The sequence below is a fragment of the Streptomyces sp. NBC_01707 genome (assembly GCF_041438805.1).
In the GTDB taxonomy this organism is placed as follows: Bacteria; Actinomycetota; Actinomycetes; order Streptomycetales; family Streptomycetaceae; genus Streptomyces.
The window spans coordinates 8983924-9005005 of the sequence record NZ_CP109190.1; the positions used below are offsets into that span (position 1 = coordinate 8983924).

The following is a 21082-nucleotide window of genomic DNA, read 5'->3' on the forward strand; positions in this document are numbered from 1 at the left end:
GTCTAGCTCCTCTTCAGGGTGAGGGTGACGGTTGAGCCGTGGCGTTCGGCGGTGTCGGCAGTGATCCGGATACCCGTGGTCGTGGTCGAGACGCTGACGCCCGGATCGGCGGAGACGACGGTCAGACCGCGCTGCGCGAGGTCCAGTACGACGGAGGACCGCAGCTGGGTCGGATCGGACAGGGACACCGTCACCGTCCTGCCCTCGGGACGCAACAGCACCGACGCGGGCCCGTCGGAGGTGAGGTCCTGAGCGGTGCCCGCGGTCCAGAAGTTCGCCGCGAACAGCCCGTCCGCGCAGCGGCGTACCGCGTGCACGGCCGTGGAGTCGGCGACGAGCCTCACCGGCGGCGCGTCCGACCACTGTCCGGTTCGTGCGGCGGACGCGGCGGGCGCCTGCAGCCAGAAGTAGCCGGCGCCGTCCGGTGCCGTTCCGTGGTCCTGCCACAGCGTCAGATAGGGGCGGGTGACAGGGGTGTCGGTGCCGTACTTCAGATTGATCTCGCGCCAGGTCGCGGTGCGCTCCTCGCGCACGCCGTAGACCGTGCCGGCCCGGGGGAAGATGTAGCCGCCGGTCCCGGCGAGGTGCAGCCAGCGGACCCGGTCGAGCCGATCCGACCAGCCTGCGCCGGCCGGAACGGCTGTGCCGTTGACGAGGAGAGCCGCCTGCGGGTCGCGCAGTTTGCGGTTCTCCACGACCGTCTCTGCGGTGCCCGCGTCGGCGGTGATGCCCGAGCCGACACAGGCGATCACGTCGTCCAGGCAGAACCAGCTCTTCAGACCACGCAGCGAACTCCCGAACGCGCGCAGCTCCATGCCGTACGCTCCGAGCGTCGTTCCGGGCAGTGCCGCACCACCCGCCCAGTCCGCAGTGCTGGTGGTGCGTTGCCCGGCCGCATCCGCAGGGCGACCGGCGATGACGGTGGTGCCGGGCAGCCGGGCGGGGTCGACGGTCGGCCAGTAGTCCTCGCTGTAGTGCCCGAGATCGTCGGTGTGGAGCAGGATCATGCCGTCGGAGAGATGCCAGGCGTGCAGGTTCTCGTTCTGGATCGACTCGTAGTTGTAGATCCTCGACGAGTACGCGGAGATGCCGAGCGCGAACGACGGCCGGTGGTGGGCCGCCTTGTCCATCCGCGGGTGCTGCTTGTGGGCGACCAGCGGGCCGCGCGCCGGGACGGGCGAGGCGATGATCTGCCGCGCGGCGACGAGCGTGGCAAGGTCGGTGACCGCGAGGAAGTCCCGGTAGGTGTCCTCGGCGATCCACTGCTTGACCAGCGCCGTGAACCGGTCGGCGGTGTCCCCGGGGAAGCTCGGGATGAGCCGCACCACAGCCTCGATGACCGTCTGGGCAGAGACATGCCCCTGTTTGCTGGGGCGGGCGATCTCGCGCCCGCAGACCGACGCCATCATGTCGCCCCGGGCGATCAGCGGGTCGAAGCCGTCGTCGACCCAGTGCCGGACGTTGTCGAGATCGGGATCGGTGACCGTCCACGGCGTCCCGGCGAGCAGGTTCAGCAGCCGCGAGAGATTTCCGAGCAGTTCCTTGCCGTAGCCGCCGTTGTACGGGTGCTTGTAGTGCTGGAGGAACGAGCCGTCGGAGTAGAACCCCTCGCCGGTGCCCTCCACGGCCGCACCGGTGTCGTTGAACGCCAGCACACTGTTGGCCCCCGAACCCTCGACGTCCGAAAGAGCGTCACGGACCCGGACGAGATCGTCGCCGTCGTCGCGCAGTACCGCGTTGACCGCGACTACGGTCGAGATCCACACCCGGTTGGCACCGGTCGCGATCTGCCGGTCGGCCCGCCACAGGTTCGGGTCGGGCGTGTAGTGCCGGACGGCCGTGGTGATCCGGTCGAGCCGCTCGGTACCGAGGGCGTCGTACAGCAGAACGGTCGAGTCGTCGAGGGCGAGCGCGGAGCCGATCTCCCAGTCCCAGTCGTTGTCGAACCTGGTGTGCTCGGGTCCGTAACGGTTCGTCAGCATCCAGTCGATCCCATCCCGCAGCAGATCGCGCAGTGCGGTGTCGCCGTACTGCGGGGTGCCGGGGACTGCCCACGCGGTCGCGACCGTGGCGAGGCGCTTGAAAGACGTGGTGACGTGGTTGGAGAGCGTGGTACTGGTCAGATCGGGGAACAGCCCGTCGGTCCGGGTCGGGTCGAGGCCCTTGGCGGCGGTGGTCGCGGCCTTGCCGATCCTGGCCACCGTCGCCGCGATCTGCGGGTCCGTGAGATCGAGCCCCGGGCCGCCGGTGAGCAGTGTGTGCCAGCGGCTGCGCAGCGCGGCGGCGTCACCCGCTGCGGCGAACGCGGTCCCTCCGGCGGACGTGAGGGGCATCGCGGCGGCTGCGCCGAGCACCGCCGCTCCGGCGAGAACAGCGCGTCGGGTCGTGCCCCGGGTAGTGCCTCGGTTCATGATGCGGGCCCCTCACAGGAGGTGTCGGCGGTCGACGGCCGCGGCGAGCGCCGCATGGCCGGAAGGGTTGGGGTGCAGTCCGTCCGCGCTGTCGTACGCGGGCAGCATCCGCGAGGGGCGGTCCGGGTCGCGGACCGCGGCGTCGAAGTCGGCGACGGCGTCGAAGACCCGTCCGGTGCGCACCGCCGCGTTGATCCGCTGCCGGACCGCTTCGAGCCCGGGCGTCCAGCGGGCCCAGCCCTCGAACGGCGTGACGGTCGCGCCGACGACCCGCAGCCCGGCTCCTCTGCCGCGCAGGACGAGCTGGCGGTAGCCGGCCAGGACGAGCGCGGGATCGGTCTGTCCGGGCGGCTGCTGAAGATCGTTGATCCCGAGGTGTACGAACACGGTCCGCAGCCCGGGCAGCGACAGCACATCGCGGTCGAAGCGGGCCTGTCCGCTCGGTCCGAACCTGGCGTCGTCCAGCAGCACCCGGTTGCCACTGATGCCGAGATTGGCGACGGCCGAGCCGGGAAGGCGTCGCGCCAGCTGGTCCGGCCAGCGCAGATCGGCGTCGTCCGGGGTACCGACACCCTCGGCTATGGAGTCGCCGAGCACGGCGATCACCGGCCCGTGCGCGCCGGTCACCTCGACGCCCGTCAGCAGGAACACGGAGGTCGTGCGGACGCCGTCGACACTGTGCGAGGCGTGGGTGTTGCGGTGGAAGGAGAGCGGTCCGGTGGGGCCCGGCAGCCGGGTCTCCACGGTCAACCGGGCCGCTTCGGTGGTACGCAGACCGGCGACCGGATCACTCGTCAGCGAGGCGCCCGCAGCGATCCATGCCTGCGGCTTCCCGCCGAAGGTCACGGCCTGCCCGCCCGCAGTCACCGGCCCGACCAGGACCGGCGCGGTGCCGAAGGCATGCCCGTACCGCAGCCGGACCTGTCCGCCGGCGGACAGCCGCACGGCGGCGGTGAACGTCCCGTCGGTCAGTCCGGAGTTCGCCACGGTGTCGGTGGCGGTCGGCGCGGTCTGCGCGGCCGCCCAGGAGGTCGTCCAGCGTGAACGGCCCGCATCGCGGCTCGGCGCCGCCACGGCCTGCGGACCTGGCGCCGTCGCGGCCACCGCGGCCAGTCCGGCCGCCGCCGTCAGTAACCCGCGTCTCGCGGGTCCCCGGCCACTCACTGCGGGCACGCACCCGTCGGCGTGTACTCGCTGCCGTAGGTGCCGACGGCGTCGCCGCCGGTGTTGCCGCTCATCGTGTTGGTGCACACCGGTCCCTGCGGAGTGCGCATGAACTTGATGCCGCCGCCCGCGTTGTCGGTGATGGTGTTGCCGTAGACGCTGGTGCCGACACCGTCCGTCTCGGTGTCACCACCGAGCCTGATGCCGGCGCCGACGTTGTCGTGAACGGTGTTGTAACGGAAGATGTTGCCGCTGCCGCGCGCGTCGAGACCGCCGGAGCTCGAGTCCTTCTGGCCGCTGCAGTCGTTGTACTCGACGTAGTTGTTCGTCGAGTTCTCCTTCACGTCGACGCACTCATTGCCCTGGGTGGCGATGATGTTGTGATGGATGCGGTTGTTCTTGCTGATGTCGGGCGCCGCGTCCGGGGCTCCGTTCGCGCCCTGCTGCTCGGGGGCGGTGCCGAGGTAGATGCCCTCACCGTTCTTGCCACCGCCGCCGAACTTGAAGTCTGCGACGCCGCAGTCGGTGATGGTGTTGCCGGAGATGTCGGCGCCGGTGACGAGATAGCGCACCCGCAGGCACTCGTCCGCGGCGTTCTTCAGCGTCATGTCGGTGATGTGGAGCGCGCCCACACCATTTCCAGGGGTCGTGCTCATGACGTAGATGAGCTTCAGGCGGTAGCCCGACACATCGGTGGACGCCCCGTGCAGCCCGTCCACGGTGAAGCCGCTCAGCGTGGTCGAGTCGTGCTGCACCTGAATGATCCGGGCGTCGCCCGCCCCGTTCACCACCGCCGTCGAGGGGCCGGTGATCGTGACGCCGGGGCGCCTCGTCACCACGTCCTGCTCGTACCTACCGGAGGCGAGATGCACCACCGCGCCCGTCGGCGCCAGGTCCACGGCCTTCTGGATGGTGGCGAGCGGAGCACTCGCCGACGTACCGGCATCGGAGTCACTGCCCGACGGCGACACGTAGTAGGCGGTCGCCGACTCCGTCGCGACGGACGGCGGCGGGAAGGCGAGCGGAGCGCCCGCGGCGAGTGCGGCGACGAGAGCTGTGCGCAGTAAACGGCTCATGAGGTGTGCCTCCTGGGATCGGCGAAGGACAGGGCGAGCAGTACGGGAATGCTCGGGCCGAGAAGCAGTGGGCCCAGCGGTACGACGAGGGAGAGGAGGGCTGCCGAGATCACCGCGCCGAGCAGTGCGGTGCCACGGGCCGCGGACCCGAAGCCGAGCACCAGCGCGGCGCGGGACCAGGAGCGGACCGTCCCCCGCGGCGAACGGCCTGCCTCGGCCGCCAGCGCCACATGGTGGATGACCGCGGCCGCCGCGATGCCCACCTGAGCGGCGACCACCACGAACGTCCAGGGCTCCGAACGGCCCAGCAGGTGGGTGATGTTGGCGGTGAGGACGAACGCCGCGACGGTGGACACCAACGAGTGCGGCCACAGCGCGCGCCAGTACTGCGGGAACGCGGTGAACGCGCCGGTGAAGCAGCGGGTGTCCCCATCGGTGCGCCACCGCTGCAGGGCGTACGCCATCGCGGCGAGCGCGGGCAGCCACGTCACGACGCCGAGGGACAGTACGGCGAACGCGGCCCCGGCCGCCGCGGGGTAGGCCACGAACTCCAGCCGGCGCAGCAGGGTCGGCCATCCGGACGGGGCGTGGGCCTGTTCCCGGGGCGGGAATGCTACCTGCACGGGTCAGCCGACCTTTCCTGTGTACGGTTCCGGGACATCGAGGAGCACGCGTCCGTTCAGCTCCAGCCGCGTGGCCGCGACGACGTAGGGTGCGTGGGCGTCGTCGCGAAATAGCACGGCCGCGGCATCGGCGGACACAGCAGCGGTACGGATCCGGCGCGCGACGGGGGAGAGCAGCACCGTTTCGCCGTGGAAGGTGACGCCGTGCCCGTCCGTGCACTCGGCCCGCTCGCCGGGGTCCGCCGCACCGGGCGTGATCGCCGTGAGGAACAGCCCGGAGACCGACCGCGGGGACGTCGACCGGAGCGTGTGCAGGGTGCGGGTGAGACGCAGCTCCGGTGTGCTGGACGTCGGATTGGCCTCGACCTCGGTGACTTCCGACGTGACCGATGCGTCGAGCGGGGCGAACTGCCGTACCCGCGCCACGGCCGGACCGGACCGGATCAGCCGCGTACCGTCCGGCTGCCGTTCGGTGGGCCGGTCGGTCTGGAGGAGGAACGTCCACTCCCGCCCCTCGCCCGGCTCCGATTCCGCCAGGTCGAGCAGCACCAGCCGTCCCGACGGGGTGAACACCAGCGTCCGGTCGAGCCGCCGCACCCCGAGCCCCGGGTCGTACATCGCGGCGATCTCCGCTGTCGCGTGCACCCAGTCGCACTCGTCGCCGACGAGCACATCGCGCTGCCGCGCCTGCCGCTCGAACGGAAGGTCCTTGTAGACGTGGTAGCGGTCCTCGTCCGCGTAGCCCTGCCCGTCCACCAGCAGCAGATTGTGGTGCGCGGCCCGCTTGCGGTTGCTGTACCCCTCGTCGACCGCGAGGAACTCACCCTGCGAGACCATCACGAAGGAACCGGAGTCCGGGTGGTGGTGCCCCTGGTCGAGGGTCTCCCAGCCACGCTCGGCCCGGTGCTTCGCAGACGTCTCCCACGCCTTGTGCCCGCCGCCCGGACTCGCCTTGAACGAGACGAGCGTGGCGTCGTCGTCCCATCCCGTGCGTGCCGCGAGCAGTCCCAGATCCGGGAAGAACGCCCGGGTCCCCGTGGGCCGCGTGGCCGGCACGGACGGGTCGTACCAGAGGTATTCGAGGTAGGCCTCCGGCAGGATCCCCGGTCGCACCCCGCTCCCCGACGCCTCCTGCCAGAGCAGCTCGCCCGACGCCAGATCGCCCATCCACTGAGCCTCCGGGATGCCGTACTGGGCGGCCAGGCGGTAGTACAGGGCGGCGCTGTGCCCGCTGCGCCGGTCGTGGCAGTCGCCGTGGTCGACATTGCGGGCGAAGCCGGGGGCGGTCTGGTGAAGCCGGTAGCGGAACGTACGGGAGAGGAAACCGCCCCGGTCCCACCAGTCGATGCCCTCCGCCTCCCGGAGAAGATCCAGGTGGATCGCCAGGAACGGCACGCCGTAGCGCCAGTAGACGACCCCCTCGGCGTGCGAGCCGTCCTCCGGCATCAGATCGAGGACCGTTCCGAGGTTCTCCTTGGCGCGCTCGGTCCACTCCTCCTTGCCCAGCACGTACCCGGCCGTCGCCAGCCCCGCGTAACAGATCCAGTTGTGGTTCTGCCAGTACGACGACGACCACCAGCCGCCCTCACTCGCCACCGCGAAGTCGTACATCCGCCGCCCTTGGAGCAGCAGTTTGTACCGCAGCAGTGCCCGCAGCCCGTCCGGTAGTTCGTCACCGATCCACCGATGGGCGAGCGACAGATGGTGCAGCAACCAGCCGGCGTCCAGATCGTGGTCCGGCATATGGGCCTTGCCCCAGTGCGGCAGCCGGACCGCCGCTTCGATCCAGCGACGGCTCTCCGCCAGATGGACCGGATCGCCACCGACCCGGTGGGCCAGCGCCGGGTTGGACGCGGCGGGTCCCAGCCAGGTGATGCTGGCCGGCGGGTGGGTGCGGGGCGGGTCCAGCCCGCGCAGGCGGGTGGCCTCCTCGTACAACCGTGCCTCCTGGGTGGGGCGCGGGCCGGGCGGCGGGGTCGCCGAGAGCAACACGATTCAGTCCTCCGTCCGGAACCATGTCGTGCTGCCGTCGGCCAGACCGACCGTCAGCCCGTCATCGTCCAGTCGCACGTCGGTGACGGCGGGCCCCGCCGACGACGCCTGGTACACCGAGGCGAACGTGACCCGCTGCGCATGCGCAGTGAAGTCGACCCGGGTGCACATCCGCTGCGGATCGTCGGCCGGGCCGGGGCCCGGCCGGGTGACCGGACGGACCGGTACGCCGACGGTGTGCGTGTGCCAGCCGTGCAGCGTCTCGTCGCCGTACCAGGTGGTGCGCACGGGACCGTCGGCCTGCAGCTGGACGTCCAGCGCGACGCCGGGGCGCAGCTGCGCGGTGAACTGCCGGGAGTCCTCCGCCGTGACCGTCAGCAGATCGACGAGATAGCCGTCGCCGACCGTGATCCGCCGTACCGCCCGCACACCTTCGTACGCTTCGGTCACCTCGGCGCGGACGGACGAGCTGTCCGGATCGAGCAGCCTCCCGGTGCACTCCGCCTGCTCGGCGCGGTCCACCCGGAAGGCGGGATGCGCCTCGGTGGACGCGTACAGGTCACGGAACTCGGCGTGGGCATAGGGGACCTGACCGAAGTCGGGTTGCCACGAGGTGGTGTTCCCGTACAGATACAGCGACAGCTTGTCGCGGTGTCCGTGCGAGCCCCCGTGCGGACCGAAGTCCAGCAGCGCATGGATCCCCGCAACGCGCAGCACCGCATATCCGGTCGTGCGGAACACCGTGACCCGACCCGGTGCCGGACGCTCCGGCAGCGGCGGGCCCGCGAACCAGCCGCCCAGTGACCGGTCCAGCCCGTCGTCGTGCGTACCGAGTGCGGACCGGGCCCGTCCCGCCACCGCCTCCAGGGCCGAGGACGGCACCAACTGCTGGGCCAGTGCCACCAGTTCGAGCCATTCCAGGGCGAGCGGATGGCGCAGATATGGGCCGTCGTGCAGCGCGGGGAGAACGCCGCCGGGTGTTGCGACGGCCGCCAGTGCGTCTGTCATTCCGGCGAGTACGTCGGCCACATCGGACGGAATGGCCGCCGGATCCGTGGAGCGCAGCGCCAGCAGCGCGGCCCGCAGCACGAACCCGTGGTAGTAGGTGCTGCCCTCCCACTCCCAGCCGTCGTCGGCGACGGCGACGCGCAGATGCGCGTACAGCCCGTGGTCGCCGTCGAGCCATAGCTTCGCGCCCTCCCACTGCTGACCGCGGGCCGCGGCCGCGCCACGACTCGCCGCCACCCCTGCGGCGTTGAGCCACGCCGTGTAGTTGGAAGCGAGATGCCCCTGCCCCGTCAGCACATCCCGGGCGTCCAGCGCGGCGCGCTCCAGATCGTCGAGGAGCGGCAGCACCGTCACCAGACCGTCCGCGGAGTCCTCGGCCAGTGTGATGACGGTGTGACCGATGTTGACCGCCCAGATTGCGTCGGTCAGCGCCTGGTGGAAGAGCCGGCCGCGCAGCATCCAGGTCTGCGCATCGCCGTGCCGCTCGGTGGCGAGTTCCGCGTACAGACCGGCGTACTCGACGAGCCGCGCCAGCGCCTCCGCCCGCTCACCCCGGTGGGCGAGTATCCGCAGATGTCGCGCCCACGCCTGGTGCGACAGCACCAGCCAGGCGCCACGTACCGCCTCGTCGTCCACCCGGCAGCCGTACGCGCACCGCGCACCACCGTCCGGGAAGGTCCCGGCGAGCAGATCACCGTGGTCGAGCTCGATCCCGTGTGCCGGGCAGACGTACGCGTGCCACCAGCCGCCTCGTTCCCGGGCGATCCGCTTCAACGCGGCCATACGCCACCGTCGATGTCCACCGTGGTGGCGGTGAGGAAGCCGGATGTCGGCGACGCCAGGTGGACGACGGCCGCGGCCACGTCCTCCGGCGTGCCGGCCCGGCCGACGGGGATGCCCGCCTCCATCGCCTGCTGGGCCGCCGGCGCGGTGAACGTGTCGTGGAAGGCGGTGCCCTTGATGAAGCCCGGGGCGACGGTGTTGACCGTGATCCCGGTGCCGCCGAGTTCCTTGGCCAGCCCCTTGGTGAATCCGCGGATGCCGGCCTTGGCCGCCGCGTACGCCACCGAGCCAGGGCCGCCGCCGTTGTGGGCGGCCAGTGACGACATGGTGATGATGCGGCCGGCCGACGACTGCGTCAGATGCGGCAGCGCGGCCCGTACGGTACGGAACGTCGACGTCAGGTTGGTGGACATGACCCGGTCGAAGTGGTCGTCGGTCATCTCGGCGATCGTGGTGCGACCGATCAGATGGCCCGCGTTGCAGACCAGTACGTCCAGCCCGCCGAGGAAGCCGGCTGCCTCGTCGACGACCCGGTCGACGTCCGCGGTCACGGTCACATCGGCCTGGAACGCCTTCGCCCTACGGCCCAGCGCCTCGATGGCGGAGACCGTCCTCGCGGCCTCGTCGGCCGAGGAGTGGTAGTGGACGGCGACATCGGCGCCGGCCTCGGCGAGGGCGACGGCGATGGCCCGGCCGATGCCGTGGCCCGCTCCTGTCACCAGCGCGCGGGATCCGTTGAGATCAGCAGACATGGGAGACAACCCTTTCGATGACCGGCCGCTCGGGACCGGAACCGGTCACTTGAGACCGGCAGTTGCGAAGCCCTGCACGAAATAGCGCTGGCCGATGAGGAAGAGCACGACCATGGGGAGGGTGGCGAGCGTCGTGCCCGCCATCAGGAAGTGCCACTGGGTGCCGTTCTCCGTCTTGAAGACGGAGAGCCCGACCTGGATCACCCGCAGGCTGTCCGTGCGGGTCACCAGCAGTGGCCAGAGGAAGTTGTTCCACGACGACTCGAAGGTCAGCAGCGCCACCGTGGTGAGTGCGGGCTTGACCTGCGGTGTCATGATCCGTGCGTAGATCCGGAATTCGCCGAGCCCGTCCAGCCGGGCCGCCTCCTCCAGCTCCACCGGAAGGTCCAGATAGAACTGGCGGAAGAGAAACACGGCGAACGGGGTGACGGCGCCGGGGACGATCAGCGCCCACCAGGAGTCCAGCCAGCCGCTGCCGCCCTGGCCGAGGATGTCGTTCCCGCCGGCCAGAGGCATGAAGCGGACGATCAGGAACTCCGGCAGCACCTTTGTGTACGTCGGGATCATCAGCGCGGCGATGAAGAGATAGAAGATGACCTCGCTGCCACGGAACCTGATCCGGGCCAGGGAGTACCCGGCCATCGACGCCACCATCACATTGAGCACCGTGTGGCTGATGGCGATGATGAAGCTGTTGCGGGCGTACGTGGCGAACGGCGCCGCCTTCAGCGCATCGAGATAGTTTCCGAACTCCCAGTGCTGCGGCAGTAGTCCGGCGTCCTGCGAGGCGATCTCCGTCGGCGTCTTGAACGAGGTGAGCACCATCCAGATGAACGGCACCACCATCAGCAGCGAGATGACGGCCAGAGTCACGTGGAGCGCGATCCGCCCGGCCGAGACCTTCGGGGACGGGCCGGGCGCAGGACCTGTCCGGGCGCTCGGCTTCTGCAGCTCAGCTGTGGCCACGGGTGCCTCCCATGATCCGCCGGTTGACCAGGGTGAACCCCATGAGCAGCACGAACAGCACCAGCGACTGCGCACAGGCGTAGCCGACGCGGAACTCCCGGAAGGCGGACTTGTAGATCTCGTAGGTCATCATCGTGGTGCTGTTGGCGGGACCGCCGTCGGTCAGGATGTAGATCTGGTCGAAGGACTGGAACGCGCTGATCATCGACGTGATGAGCACGAAGAACGTGGCGGGTTTCAGCAGCGGCAGCGTGATCGAGAAGAACTGCCGCACCTTGGAGGCACCGTCCACCGAAGCGGCTTCGTACAGCTCCTTCGGCAGGGTCTGCAGCGCGGCCAGGTAGATGAGCATCTTCATGCCGATGCCCTGCCAGATTCCGACAAGGATCACCGAGGGCATCGCCCAGGTCGTCGACGAGAGCCAGGCCGGCCCGTCGATCCCGAGGAACGAGAGCAGCGCGTTCAGCAGCCCGTTGCCAGGGTTGTAGATCCACAGCCAGACCAGCGCGATCGCGACGGTCGCCGTCACCTGCGGCAGGAAGATCGCGGTTCGGAAGATGCCGCGGGCCCGCAGTCCGGTGTGCAGCGCCAGGGCCATCAGCAGACCCAACGCCATTCCGAACGGCACGGTGAAGAAGGTGTAGACGACCGTGTTGACGATGGACTTTCGGAAGACCGCGTCGTGCAGCATGTCCCGGAAGTTGTCCAGGCCCACGAACTGTGGCGCCGTCAGCACGTCGTATTTCGTGAAGGCAAGGACCACCGAGGCGACGACCGGCAGGCCGATCCAGAGCGAGGCGTGCAGCAGCGCGGGCGCCACCATCAGCATTCCGGCCCGGCGCCGACGACGCCCCGGGCCCGTCGGGACCCTGCCGGTACGCCTCGGCACCGTCTTCTTCTCGGGCGGGGAAGCCGGCCGTGCGGGCCTGGCCTTCACCACGGATGTCGTTCCCACAGTGACGGGTCCTCACATCCTGCCGATGGCGGACTCGGCGAGCCGGCCGAGTTCCGCGATGGCGTCCTTCGCGGACTGACCGCCCACGATCGCGGGCTCCAGCGTCGGCTTGATCTTCTCGCGTATCTCCATCCAGGCCGCGGTGCCGCCCTCCGAGCAGGCGTCGCCCATGCTCTGCAGGGAGAGATCGACGAACTTGTTCTCCTTCACATAGCTGGTGTCGTTGAGGTCCTTCAGCCCCGGCACCGAGCCCCGCTGCTTGGCGGCCCCGAGGATCGACTCGGGCGTCGCGAGGTGCTCGACGAGCGCGCGGGCCGCGGCAGGGTGCTTGGAGCTCGCGGACTGGGAGACGAGCGTGCCGCCCTGAAGCATCGCCGGCTTGCGGTTGGCGAGGATGAACGCGCCCACCTTGTCGTCCTCGATCAGCTCCGGATTGGTGTCCTTCAGCTGATTCCACAGGGCGCTGGTCGACATCATCATCGAGGCCTTGCCGGTCTGGATGTTCGACGGAGCACCCAGGTCGGTCTTCTTCGCGTAGTCCGACGAGCCGTCCTTGACCAGGTCCTTGAAGAACTGCAGCGCCTCCACCCCGCGTGCGTTGTTGAACAGCACCTTCTTGCCGTCCGCGCTGAAGAGCCGGCCGCCGTTGGCGAAGAGGAACGTCTCCCAGCACTGGCGCAGATCGATCGAGAACGGGTCGAACCCGAGGTGACCATCCCTCGTCAACTGCTTTGCCACGGACCTGAGTTCGGCCCAATCGCCCGGGGTCTTCCTGACTCCGGCCGCGGAGAAGTGGTCCTTGCGGTACACGACGATGCGGGTGTCGAGGACGACCGGTAGTGCGTACAGCCTGCCGTCGTACCGCGACGGCTCGAGCACCCGCTTCTCGTAGTCGTGCGCGGAGGCCAGCTTCTCGGGCAGCTCGGCGATCGCCTTCTTGGCGGCGAACGGTGGGATCCAGCCGACTCCCATCATCAGTACATCGGGCAGCAGCCCACCCGCGAGACCCGTGGTGATTTTCTCGTTGAGCTGCGCGTACGTCGTGTAGTCGACGCTCACCTTGACCTTGGGATGCTTCTTCCTGAAGCCCCCGAGGATCTCCTCCTCCAGCAGCGTCTTGCCGTCGGCACCTTCGAAGATCGGGGTGAGCAGCGAGATCTCACCTTCGGCGGGGCCGTCGGCGGAGCCGGCCGTCGACGTGCCGGTACCGCATCCGCCGAGCGCCGCGGAAGCGGCGCCCGCACCGATCGCGGCAAGCAGCGACCGTCTGTTGAGTTCCATGGGACACCCCTCTGGAGGTGGAAACTGTAGATCGATCCAGCGACGGCAACCCGGCCAGTACTGGGAAGCGCTGGTAAATCGATGCACTGATGCTAGGAACGCCTCAAGAGAGACGTCAACAGCTGATGCACGAGAATTTTCAAGGGAGTTAACTGGTGTACCGGTGAAGAGTGTTCAGTAAATCGGTACACTGGATCGTGGAATGGGTTCCGAACCGGAGGTGGCATGAGCGGGGTAACGATCCATCAGGTCGCGGAGGCTGCTGGGGTCTCGGCGAGCACGGTCTCGAACGTCCTCAACGGACGTACGGACCGTATGCAGGCGGCCACCCTGGCCCGAGTCGAGCAGGCGATCGATCAGCTGAGCTACCGGCCCAACCGTGCGGCAAGGATGCTGCGCACCGGCCGGATCAAAGTCATCGGTCTCATCGTGCCGTCGGTCGCCAACCCCTTCTGGGGCTCGCTCGCCCGCGAGTTGGAGTCCATCGCGCTCGCCGAGGGCTACCACGTACTGCTCTGCAACAGTGAGCGTGATCCGGCCCGAGAGCTCAAGTACGGCGAGGAGTTGCTCGCCGACGGGGTGAGCGGAGTGGTGCTGTGCTCTTCGTTGCCGTCGCTCGACCACGTGGCGCCACTGCTCAGCCGCGGTCTGAAGATGGTTGCGTTCGACCGCACCGCCCAGGCGGGTGACCCGCCGTCACTGGCCTCCATCAGCGTGGACAACGCGATGGGTGCCGAACTCGCCACGCGTCATCTCATCGAACTCGGCCACCGGCGGCTGGCGTTCGTCTCAGGGTCGGTCAACAGCGTAAACCGCCGCGAGCGACTGCGCGGATTCCGGTCCGCCCTGGAATCGGCGGGACTCGATCCGGCCGACGCGGTGGTCTGGCCGGGCGCGGACACCGCCGAGTTCAGCGACAAGGACGCCGCCGAACTGGGCCGCAAGGCGGCGCGGGAGCTCCTGTCCGGACCGCGCCCGCCCACCGCTTTCGTCGCCGTCAACGACATGTGCGCGATCGGTATCTGCCGGGGCGCGAAGGACGCGGGGCACAGCGCCGGACAGGACGTCTCGGTGGTCGGCTTCGACGACATCCTGCTCGCCGACCTCTTCGAACCGCCGCTCACCACGGTCCGGCAGCCGCTGCCGGAGATGGCGGCCGAGACCTTCCAGCAGCTGCGGGCCAGGATCGACTCGGCCCCGGTGGCCGGGCGTTCCCTGCTCATCCGGCCGCGACTGGTCGTACGGGAGTCGACGGCCCCGGCCCCGGAGCCCATTCCGGCCGGCGCCTCCGTCCCTGCGCCGACGGAGGCCGGTCAGTCGCTCGGGGGATAGCCGGAGTCGGGAACGGAACCGCCCGCCGATTCCGCACTTCGCCCTGTTCCGTACAACGGTGCAGGGGAGCGGTGCACCAGCTCAGGGCGCGACGACGGGGATTCGCCACGCCCCGCCTGCTCACGCTTCCGGCGATTTGTCGGGAGGCGGTGCAGGTGCGAGTTGACAGCATGGTGCCGACGCCTGGCACGGTCGGGACGGTCATCGCGGGCGTACCCGGGCGGCTCGGTGAGAGGGGGCGTGTCCATCCGGCGCACAGCGAAGACGTCGCACGGCAGCCGGGATCCAGCCGGCCGACCCGAGGCCGGACGCCACGTGGCGAGGGCGACGGGGCGGGCCTGCCGACTACGGGTTCGCCGGTCTGCGGACCATGAGGTACGCCTGGGGGCCGGCCTCGTCCCGGCCTGCCTCGCGCACGAGTGTGGCGTCCACGACGAACCCGGCCCGGCGCAGCAGCTCCGCCACACGCTCGGGCTCCAGCCAGTGGACGTCGAGCGCCAGAGGATGGCCGTACGCGTGTTCAAGGTGTCGGATCTCGTCCCCCGCCTTGAAGGCGAGCAGCAGATGGCCGCCCGGGGCCAGCACCCGGTGGAACTCGGAGAACCCACCGCCTCGGTGCCGTGTCCGTGCGGGACGAACAGGTGGTCGTGGTGGTAGCCGGCCACCACATTGCAGCTCACCCCCGCATCGGTGAGAGCGAGCGCCACGGCGGCGGTGAGCCCCACGGCGTCCAGAGCGGAGTGGACGCGCAGGGTGATCCAGGCCGCCACATAGTCGTACGTCAGCCCGGCGGCGACGGCTTCCTCCTCCAGGAGCACCAAGGTCAGCCCCTCGCGCTCGGTGACCGTCACCACGGGAGCGAGACCGGCGGGCGCAGCACCGTCGGGCACCGTGGTGAACACGTACCGGCCGGCGTTCAGCTCCGGCCTCATGCCGCTCAGCAGGGTTCGCAGGTCGCGTTCGCCAGTCATGATCACCACGCTACGGCGGTTCACGCCGCTACGGGTGCGACGAGCGGTGCCGCTCATGATGGCGGGCCACCCGGGCCCGGTTGCCGCACGAGGGCTTGCACCACTCCTGGCGTGGGTGCTCCTTGATGAAGTAGCGCACGCACCGTGGGGCGTGACAGGCACGCAGCCCGGCACGGTCCGGTCCGGCGAGGAAGCCGATCACGGCGCGGGCCAGGGCGGCGGGCAATGCGCCCTCGCGCTGCGGTGCGCCGGTCGGGTGGTGGGAGACGAGGGGGTCACCTTCGTCCGGCCAGTCGAGACGGGAGACGGTCGGGACAACTGCGGCCGCGGCATTGAGCCGGTCGAGTGCCTCGGACACGGGCACCAGGTCGCGAACATCGGCGGGACTGGGTTCACCGGGGCGTACGGCGTGCGCGAAGAGGGCCCGGACGGCGGCACGCAGGGACCGTACGGCGGCGAGGCTCTCCTCGTCCGCCTCCCAGACATCGGCCGACGCGGAGTCCGCCGCCCGGACATCGGCCTCCGGGCCGGGCCCGAGCAGACCGGGCCGTTCGTGCACCCAGGCGGTCAGCCCCTCGGGGGTGCCGAGGTCGTCGGCGACACCGCCCCGTCCGTCATGGCGGACGGTGAGTGCGAGGTCGAGCGCGAGCCGGGTGTCGGACATAAGGCTAATGGTAGCGTCAGCCATAACCATTAGGTGCGGGGAGGGACCGGTATGACCGAGCTGCGTCTGTTGCTGCGTGACATCGAGGTGTTCCAGGGCGAGTTGCCCGAATTCGATCCGAGGACGGCCCCTGACACCCCCGAGGAACTCTTCACCGAGTGGCTGCTGCACGCACTGGACTCCGGGGTCCGCGAGCCGCACGCGATGACTCTGTCGACGGCGGGTGCCGACGGGAATCCGACCGCCCGCACACTCATCCTCAAGAACGTGTCCGCACAGGGCTGGCAGTTCGCCTCGGACGCGGGCAGCGTCAAGGGCCGCAATCTCGCGGACCGCCCGTTCGCCGCTCTCACCTTCTACTGGCCGCAGTCGGCGCGCCAGGTGCGGGTGCGCGGGCCCGTCGTCGCCGAGAGCGCCGAGCGGAGCGCCGCGGACTTCCTGGCCCGCGGACCTGGGGCCAGGGCGGAGGCGCTGCTCGGGCGGCAGAGCAGCCCGCTGACGGACCTCGCTGTGCGCGACGCGGCGGTACGTCGGTCGCTCGCCCGGGTGGAGCGGGAGCCGGATCTCGTACCGACGGGATGGACGCTGCACTCGGTGCGGGCGCAGACCGTGGAGTTCTGGCAGGGCGACAAGCAGCGCAACCACACCCGGCTCAACTACCGTGCCACGGCTACCGGTTGGGATCGTGAACTGCTGTGGCCCTGAGCTGACCCCGCGCGGGCCGCGACGTCAGGTGAGGTCGAACTCGCCGTCGCGGGCGTTCACCACGAAGGCCCGCCATTCGGCCGGGGTGAAAATCAGTGAAGGGCTGCCGGGCTTACCGGCGTTGCGCATCGCGATGAATCCCTCGACGAAGGCGATCTGGACATCCCCGGCCCCCTGTGTGCCCGACTGCCAGTCGGCCTTGCTGAGGTCGAGGTCCGGCTTGTCCCAGCCGGCAAAGGGCTGCTGGGTGGTGGTGCTCTCCGCCACGTCGGCTCCTCCCGCTAGTCGTCCCGGCCAAAGCCTAGCCACCGCGGGCGGTCCCGGACAGGCCGCGGCCAAGGCTTGCTCGGCCGGCCCGGGACGGTGCTCGTCTCAGGTCCGGGGAGGCTCGGCTCCGACCAGCCACATGGAGAAGAACTGCGCCCCGCCGCCGTAGGCGTGGCCGAGCGCCTTACGGGCGCCCGGCACCTGGTGTTCGCCTGCCTGTCCGCGTACCTGCAGGGCCGCTTCGGCGAAGCGGATCATGCCGGACGCGCCGATGGGGTTGGTGGAGAGCACACCGCCCGACGGGTTCACCGGCAGGTCGCCGTCGAGTTCGGTGACGCCGGACTCGGTGAGCTTCCAGCCCTCCCCCTCGGCTGCGAAACCGAGATTCTCCAGCCACATCGGCTCGTACCAGGAGAACGGGACGTACATCTCGACGGCGTCGATCTCCCGTCGCGGGTCGTTGATCCCGGCCTGCCGGTACACATCGGCCGCACAGTCCTTGCCCGCCTGCGGCGAGACGAAGTCCTTGCCGGCGAACAGGGTCGGTTCACTGCGCATCGCGCCGCCGTGCACCCAGGCGGGCGGATGCGGCGAACGGTCGGCGCCCGTCCGGTCGGTGAGGATCATCGCGCACGCGCCGTCCGAGGACGGGCAGGTCTCGGAATAGCGGATCGGGTCCCAGAGCATCGGTGCGGCCTGCACCTTCTCCAGCGTGATGTCCGGGTCGTGGATGTGTGCGTACGGGTTCTTGAGCGCGTTGCGCCGGTCCTTGTAGGCGACGAGGGAGCCGACCGTGTCGGGCGCCCCGGTGCGGCGCATGTACGCGCGCACGTGCGGGGCGAAGAAGCCGCCCGCGCCCGCGAGGAGCGGCTGCTGGAACGGGATGGGCAGCGACAGCCCCCACATGGCGTTGGACTCGGACTGCTTCTCGAAGGCCAGGGTGAGCACGGTGCGGTGCACCCGCGCGGCGACGAGATTGGCGGCGACGAGCGCCGTGGAACCACCGACCGAGCCCGCGGTGTGCACGCGGAGCATCGGTTTTCCGACCGCGCCGAGGGCGTCGGCGAGATAGAGCTCCGGCATCATCAGGCCCTCGAAGAAGTCGGGTGCCTTGCCGATGACGACGGCGTCGATGTCCGCCCAGGTCAGGGCGGCGTCCTCCAGAGCGCGTACGGCGGCTTCACGGACGAGACCGGCGAGGGACACGTCCCGGCGGGCGGAGACGTGCTTGGTCTGGCCGATGCCGACGACGGCTACGGGCTCCTTAGACATGCGTGGTCTCCCCTTCGAGGACGGCGACCAGATTCTGCTGCAGACAGGGTCCCGATGTGGCGTGGGCCAGCGCCCGGTCGGACTCGCCGCGGTGGATACCGGCCGCGGCCTCGCCGAGCCGGATCAGCCCGGCGGCCATGACGGGGTTGGCGGCGAGCGCACCGCCGGACGGGTTGACGCGAACGCTGTCGTCGAGTCCGAGCGCCTTGCGCAGCACCACCTCCTGGGAGGTGAACGGGGCGTGCAACTCCGCTGTGTCGACAGGCCGTTCGAAGGCACCGGCCCGTTCGGCGGCGAGCCGGGCCGACGGCGAGTCGGTCAGCTCCCGCACTCCGAGGCTGTGGGCCTCGATGCGGTGGTCGATGCCACGGATCCAGGCCGGGCGGGTGCACAGAGCGCGCGCGGTGTCACCGGCGGCGAGGACCACGGCTGCGGCGCCGTCGCCGACCGGTGGGCAGTCGCCGGTGCGCAACGGCCGGACGACGTAGTCGCCGGCCGGTACGGAGCCGGCGAGCTGTGCGTGCGGATTGTCCGCGGCGGCGGTGCGGTTGCGGGCGGCGATCGAGGCGAGGGCGGCCTCGTCGGTTTCGCCCGCGTCGATCAGTGCCTGGGCCTGGAGTGCGGCGAGCGCGACGGAGTCGGGCCAGAGCGGGCCGACGTAGTACGGATCGAGCTGGCGGGTGAGGACGTCGCGCACCTCACCGGGCGAGGACTTCCCGTAGGAGTAGACGAGGGCGGTGTCGGCCTCACCGGTCCGGAGTTTCACCCATGCCTCGTACAGCGCCCAGGCGCCGTCCATCTCCACATGGGACTCGGAGATCGGCGGCTGGGCGCCGACGCCGTCGAGGGCCATGGTGAAGGAGAAGGCGCGGCCGGCGAGGTAGTCGCTGGATCCCGAGCAGGTGAAGCCGATGTCGCGCGCCCTGAGGCCGGTCGCGTCGAGGACCTGGTGCAGGACCGGCATGAGCATTTCGACCTCGGAGAGGTCGTCGGTGCGCCGCCGATGGTCCGTCTGCGCGAAGGCGACGATCGCTACGTCTCGCATCTACAGCAGCTCCTTGTACGCGTCGTAGTCGGCGTCCGGCTCTCCGGTGGGCCGGTAGTGGTCGGGGTGGCGGGCGCCCTCGGTCCAGACGGGCTCGACCCGCAGACCCATCCGCACCTGGTCGTACGGGATGCCCCCGATCCGTCCGTGCAGTGCGAGGTCGGCGCCGTCGAGGGCGATGTGGGCGTAGACGTACGGGACCTCGATGTCGAGGTTCTTCGCCTTGATGTTGACGATGCAGTACGTGGTGACTGTGCCGCGCGGGCCGACCTCGACCTGTTCGGCGGTGGCTACGCCGCAGGTGGGGCAGGCGCCGCGGGGCGGGACGTACACCTTGCGGCAGGACGGGCAGCGCTCGCCGACGGTGCGCTGCTCGGCGAGGGCGTTGAGGTACGCGCTCTGGGCGCGGCCGGGCGTGTACGTGTAGTCGAGGCGGGCCGCGGTGACGATGCCGGTGACGGGGTCGGCGAACTCGCCGCTGTGCGGGGTGCTTCCGGCCGTGGGCTCGCTCTCGTACGGTTCGAAGCAGGCGATGTCCGTGATGGCACCGGTGCGCTGCGGGGCCCAGCGGATCCGGACCCGCATGCCGGTGTTCACGGCTTCGGGTCCCGGCGCGTCGAGGACATGGAGCAGGGCGGTGTCGGCCCCGTCCAGCCTGACCAGCACCCAGGCGAACGGGGTGGCCAGGGGCTGGTCACGGCGCGGGGCCGGGTTCCAGGCCCAGGTGGTGACGGTGCCGGTGGTGGCGACCTCGGTCAGTTCGCGCAGTTCCTCGGCGGTGACGGGGTCGTACTCGACGGGCGGGACCAGGACCCTTCCGTCGCCGGTCCGCACGCCGAGCACGGTCCGTTCGCGCAGCCCGGTCAGGAAGGCGCTCTGGACCGGGCCGAGGGAGCGGGTGAAGGGGAACTCGACCACCAGTGGTGCGCTGAGGACGTCGGGCACGGTTGTCTCCTTGACTCAGGCGCGCCGGAAGACGGGCGGGCGCTTCTCGGCGAAGGCGCGGGCGCCTTCCTTGGCGTCGGCGGTCGCGAATACCGGCCAGCCGCGCTTCAGCTCGGCGGCGAGCCCGTCGGTCTCGGTCATCTCGGCGGTCTCGTACACGGAGGCCTTGACGGCCTCGACGGCGAGCGGACCGCAGGCGTTGATCCGCTCGGCGACGTCGAGGGCCTGTTCCAGTGCGGTGCCGTCGGGGACGACTCTGCCGATCAGCCCGATGCGGGCTGCTTCGTCGGCGCTGTACGGGCGTCCGGTGAGGAGCATCTCGAGGGCATGGGTGCGGGCTATCTGGCGCGGCAGCCGTACCGTCGAGCCACCGATGGGGAACAGTCCCCGCTTGACCTCGAAGAGCCCGAATGTGGCGCTCGCACCGGCGATACGGATATCGGTGCCCTGAAGAATCTCGGTTCCACCCGCCACGCAGTGCCCCTCGACGGCGGCGATGACCGGCTTGCGGGGGCGGTGGTGGCGCAGCATCGCCTTCCAGTGCAGGTCGGGGTCGGCCGTCATCCGGTCCCGGTACTGCTCGCCCTCCATGCCCTTGCCCGCCAGGGCCTTGAGGTCCATGCCGGCGCAGAAGGAGCCTCCTGCGCCGGTGAGGACGACGGAACGTATGCCGTCGTCCTCGTCCGCGGCCAGCCAGCCGTCGTACAGCCCGACCAGCATCGGCAGCGAGAGCGCGTTCTTCGCCTCCGGCCTGTTCAGGGTGAGCACCAGTGTGGCGCCTTCGCGCTGCACGGTGAGGTGTTCCGTACCACCCATTGCCTGCCTCCCGTCTCCAGATCTAGAACAGGTTGCAGTAGGTGGGGGCCCAGT

The 21082-nt window shown here is 70.1% G+C and carries 19 protein-coding genes and 1 pseudogene; 2 read left to right on the forward strand and 18 right to left on the reverse strand.

Annotated elements, in window-relative coordinates; translation table 11 throughout:
- Positions 1-2 precede the first annotated feature (2 nt).
- The 10 genes from OG963_RS40185 to OG963_RS40230 form a co-directional block, all read right to left on the reverse strand.
- On the reverse strand, positions 3-2411 hold the full coding sequence (locus tag OG963_RS40185) for a polysaccharide lyase 8 family protein (RefSeq protein WP_319740189.1): 2409 nt from the start codon (positions 2409-2411) through the stop codon (positions 3-5).
- 12 nt (positions 2412-2423) lie between these two features.
- Positions 2424-3485: an SGNH/GDSL hydrolase family protein gene (locus tag OG963_RS40190; protein WP_371800020.1), complete on the reverse strand. Its 1062-nt coding sequence runs from the start codon at positions 3483-3485 to the stop codon at positions 2424-2426.
- Between the two features lie 86 nt (positions 3486-3571).
- Positions 3572-4651: a right-handed parallel beta-helix repeat-containing protein gene (locus OG963_RS40195; RefSeq protein ID WP_319740191.1), complete on the reverse strand. Its 1080-nt coding sequence runs from the start codon at positions 4649-4651 to the stop codon at positions 3572-3574.
- Positions 4648-5274, reverse strand: a complete 627-nt coding sequence (locus tag OG963_RS40200; RefSeq protein WP_319740192.1) for a DUF624 domain-containing protein — start codon at positions 5272-5274, stop codon at positions 4648-4650. Before OG963_RS40200 ends, OG963_RS40195 begins: the two co-directional genes overlap by 4 nt.
- Before the next feature lie 3 nt (positions 5275-5277).
- Positions 5278-7266 carry a hypothetical protein gene (locus tag OG963_RS40205; RefSeq protein WP_371800021.1) on the reverse strand — a complete coding sequence of 663 codons (1989 nt, stop codon included), beginning with the start codon at positions 7264-7266 and terminating at the stop codon, positions 5278-5280.
- A gap of 3 nt (positions 7267-7269) precedes the next feature.
- Positions 7270-9057, reverse strand: coding sequence for a heparinase II/III family protein (locus OG963_RS40210; protein ID WP_362273266.1), 1788 nt, complete (start codon positions 9055-9057; stop codon positions 7270-7272).
- Positions 9045-9809 (reverse strand): SDR family NAD(P)-dependent oxidoreductase, encoded by a 765-nt coding sequence (locus OG963_RS40215; protein WP_362273268.1) that lies wholly within the window; start codon positions 9807-9809, stop codon positions 9045-9047. Before OG963_RS40215 ends, OG963_RS40210 begins: the two co-directional genes overlap by 13 nt.
- Before the next feature lie 45 nt (positions 9810-9854).
- The gene (locus OG963_RS40220; protein ID WP_371800022.1) at positions 9855-10775 is read right to left on the reverse strand and encodes a carbohydrate ABC transporter permease; all 921 of its coding nucleotides are present in this window, start codon (positions 10773-10775) and stop codon (positions 9855-9857) included.
- A complete protein-coding gene (locus OG963_RS40225; protein WP_327424634.1) occupies positions 10762-11730 on the reverse strand; it encodes a sugar ABC transporter permease in 969 nt (322 codons plus the stop codon). Before OG963_RS40225 ends, OG963_RS40220 begins: the two co-directional genes overlap by 14 nt.
- A 12-nt stretch (positions 11731-11742) precedes the next feature.
- On the reverse strand, positions 11743-13011 hold the full coding sequence (locus tag OG963_RS40230) for an ABC transporter substrate-binding protein (RefSeq protein WP_319740198.1): 1269 nt from the start codon (positions 13009-13011) through the stop codon (positions 11743-11745).
- A gap of 225 nt (positions 13012-13236) precedes the next feature.
- Here OG963_RS40230 and OG963_RS40235 point away from each other — a divergent pair, with 225 nt between their 5' ends.
- A complete protein-coding gene (locus tag OG963_RS40235; protein WP_319740199.1) occupies positions 13237-14343 on the forward strand; it encodes a LacI family DNA-binding transcriptional regulator in 1107 nt (368 codons plus the stop codon).
- A gap of 345 nt (positions 14344-14688) precedes the next feature.
- On the opposite strand, the gene OG963_RS40240 is transcribed toward OG963_RS40235, so the two are convergent.
- The 3 genes and pseudogenes from OG963_RS40240 to OG963_RS40250 form a co-directional block, all read right to left on the reverse strand.
- Complete coding sequence (locus OG963_RS40240) at positions 14689-14928, reverse strand: hypothetical protein (RefSeq protein ID WP_371800371.1); 240 nt, start codon at positions 14926-14928, stop codon at positions 14689-14691.
- A gap of 20 nt (positions 14929-14948) precedes the next feature.
- Positions 14949-15314: pseudogene (locus tag OG963_RS40245) on the reverse strand (ACT domain-containing protein); the annotation flags it as partial.
- Between the two features lie 28 nt (positions 15315-15342).
- Positions 15343-15978 carry an ABATE domain-containing protein gene (locus tag OG963_RS40250; RefSeq protein ID WP_371800023.1) on the reverse strand — a complete coding sequence of 212 codons (636 nt, stop codon included), beginning with the start codon at positions 15976-15978 and terminating at the stop codon, positions 15343-15345.
- Between the two features lie 51 nt (positions 15979-16029).
- On the opposite strand from OG963_RS40250, the gene OG963_RS40255 reads away from it, so the two are divergent.
- Positions 16030-16683 (forward strand): pyridoxal 5'-phosphate synthase, encoded by a 654-nt coding sequence (locus OG963_RS40255; protein WP_371800024.1) that lies wholly within the window; start codon positions 16030-16032, stop codon positions 16681-16683.
- Between the two features lie 24 nt (positions 16684-16707).
- Here the strand turns inward: OG963_RS40255 and OG963_RS40260 are convergent, their stop codons facing one another.
- From OG963_RS40260 to OG963_RS40280, 5 genes are all read right to left on the reverse strand, one after another.
- Positions 16708-16950: a DUF397 domain-containing protein gene (locus tag OG963_RS40260; RefSeq protein ID WP_030928960.1), complete on the reverse strand. Its 243-nt coding sequence runs from the start codon at positions 16948-16950 to the stop codon at positions 16708-16710.
- A gap of 105 nt (positions 16951-17055) precedes the next feature.
- Positions 17056-18222, reverse strand: coding sequence for a thiolase domain-containing protein (locus tag OG963_RS40265; protein WP_327424651.1), 1167 nt, complete (start codon positions 18220-18222; stop codon positions 17056-17058).
- Positions 18215-19267: a thiolase domain-containing protein gene (locus OG963_RS40270; RefSeq protein ID WP_319740214.1), complete on the reverse strand. Its 1053-nt coding sequence runs from the start codon at positions 19265-19267 to the stop codon at positions 18215-18217. Before OG963_RS40270 ends, OG963_RS40265 begins: the two co-directional genes overlap by 8 nt.
- The gene (locus OG963_RS40275) at positions 19268-20212 is read right to left on the reverse strand and encodes a Zn-ribbon domain-containing OB-fold protein (protein WP_371800025.1); all 945 of its coding nucleotides are present in this window, start codon (positions 20210-20212) and stop codon (positions 19268-19270) included. It lies immediately after the preceding gene.
- Positions 20213-20227: 15 nt separating this feature from the next.
- Complete coding sequence (locus OG963_RS40280; protein WP_030928972.1) at positions 20228-21028, reverse strand: crotonase/enoyl-CoA hydratase family protein; 801 nt, start codon at positions 21026-21028, stop codon at positions 20228-20230.
- Between the last annotated feature and the right edge of the window lie 54 nt (positions 21029-21082).

Coding starts and splice junctions, on each gene's coding strand:
- OG963_RS40185 (WP_319740189.1), bottom strand. CDS start 2,411: ATGAACCGAGGCACTACCCGGGGCACGACCCGACGCGCTGTTCTCGCC.
- OG963_RS40195 (WP_319740191.1), bottom strand. CDS start 4,651: ATGAGCCGTTTACTGCGCACAGCTCTCGTCGCCGCACTCGCCGCGGGC.
- OG963_RS40210 (WP_362273266.1), bottom strand. CDS start 9,057: ATGGCCGCGTTGAAGCGGATCGCCCGGGAACGAGGCGGCTGGTGGCAC.
- OG963_RS40215 (WP_362273268.1), bottom strand. CDS start 9,809: ATGTCTGCTGATCTCAACGGATCCCGCGCGCTGGTGACAGGAGCGGGC.
- OG963_RS40230 (WP_319740198.1), bottom strand. CDS start 13,011: ATGGAACTCAACAGACGGTCGCTGCTTGCCGCGATCGGTGCGGGCGCC.
- OG963_RS40235 (WP_319740199.1), top strand. CDS start 13,237: ATGAGCGGGGTAACGATCCATCAGGTCGCGGAGGCTGCTGGGGTCTCG.
- OG963_RS40250 (WP_371800023.1), bottom strand. CDS start 15,978: ATGTCCGACACCCGGCTCGCGCTCGACCTCGCACTCACCGTCCGCCAT.
- OG963_RS40255 (WP_371800024.1), top strand. CDS start 16,030: ATGACCGAGCTGCGTCTGTTGCTGCGTGACATCGAGGTGTTCCAGGGC.
- OG963_RS40265 (WP_327424651.1), bottom strand. CDS start 18,222: ATGTCTAAGGAGCCCGTAGCCGTCGTCGGCATCGGCCAGACCAAGCAC.
- OG963_RS40270 (WP_319740214.1), bottom strand. CDS start 19,267: ATGCGAGACGTAGCGATCGTCGCCTTCGCGCAGACGGACCATCGGCGG.
- OG963_RS40280 (WP_030928972.1), bottom strand. CDS start 21,028: ATGGGTGGTACGGAACACCTCACCGTGCAGCGCGAAGGCGCCACACTG.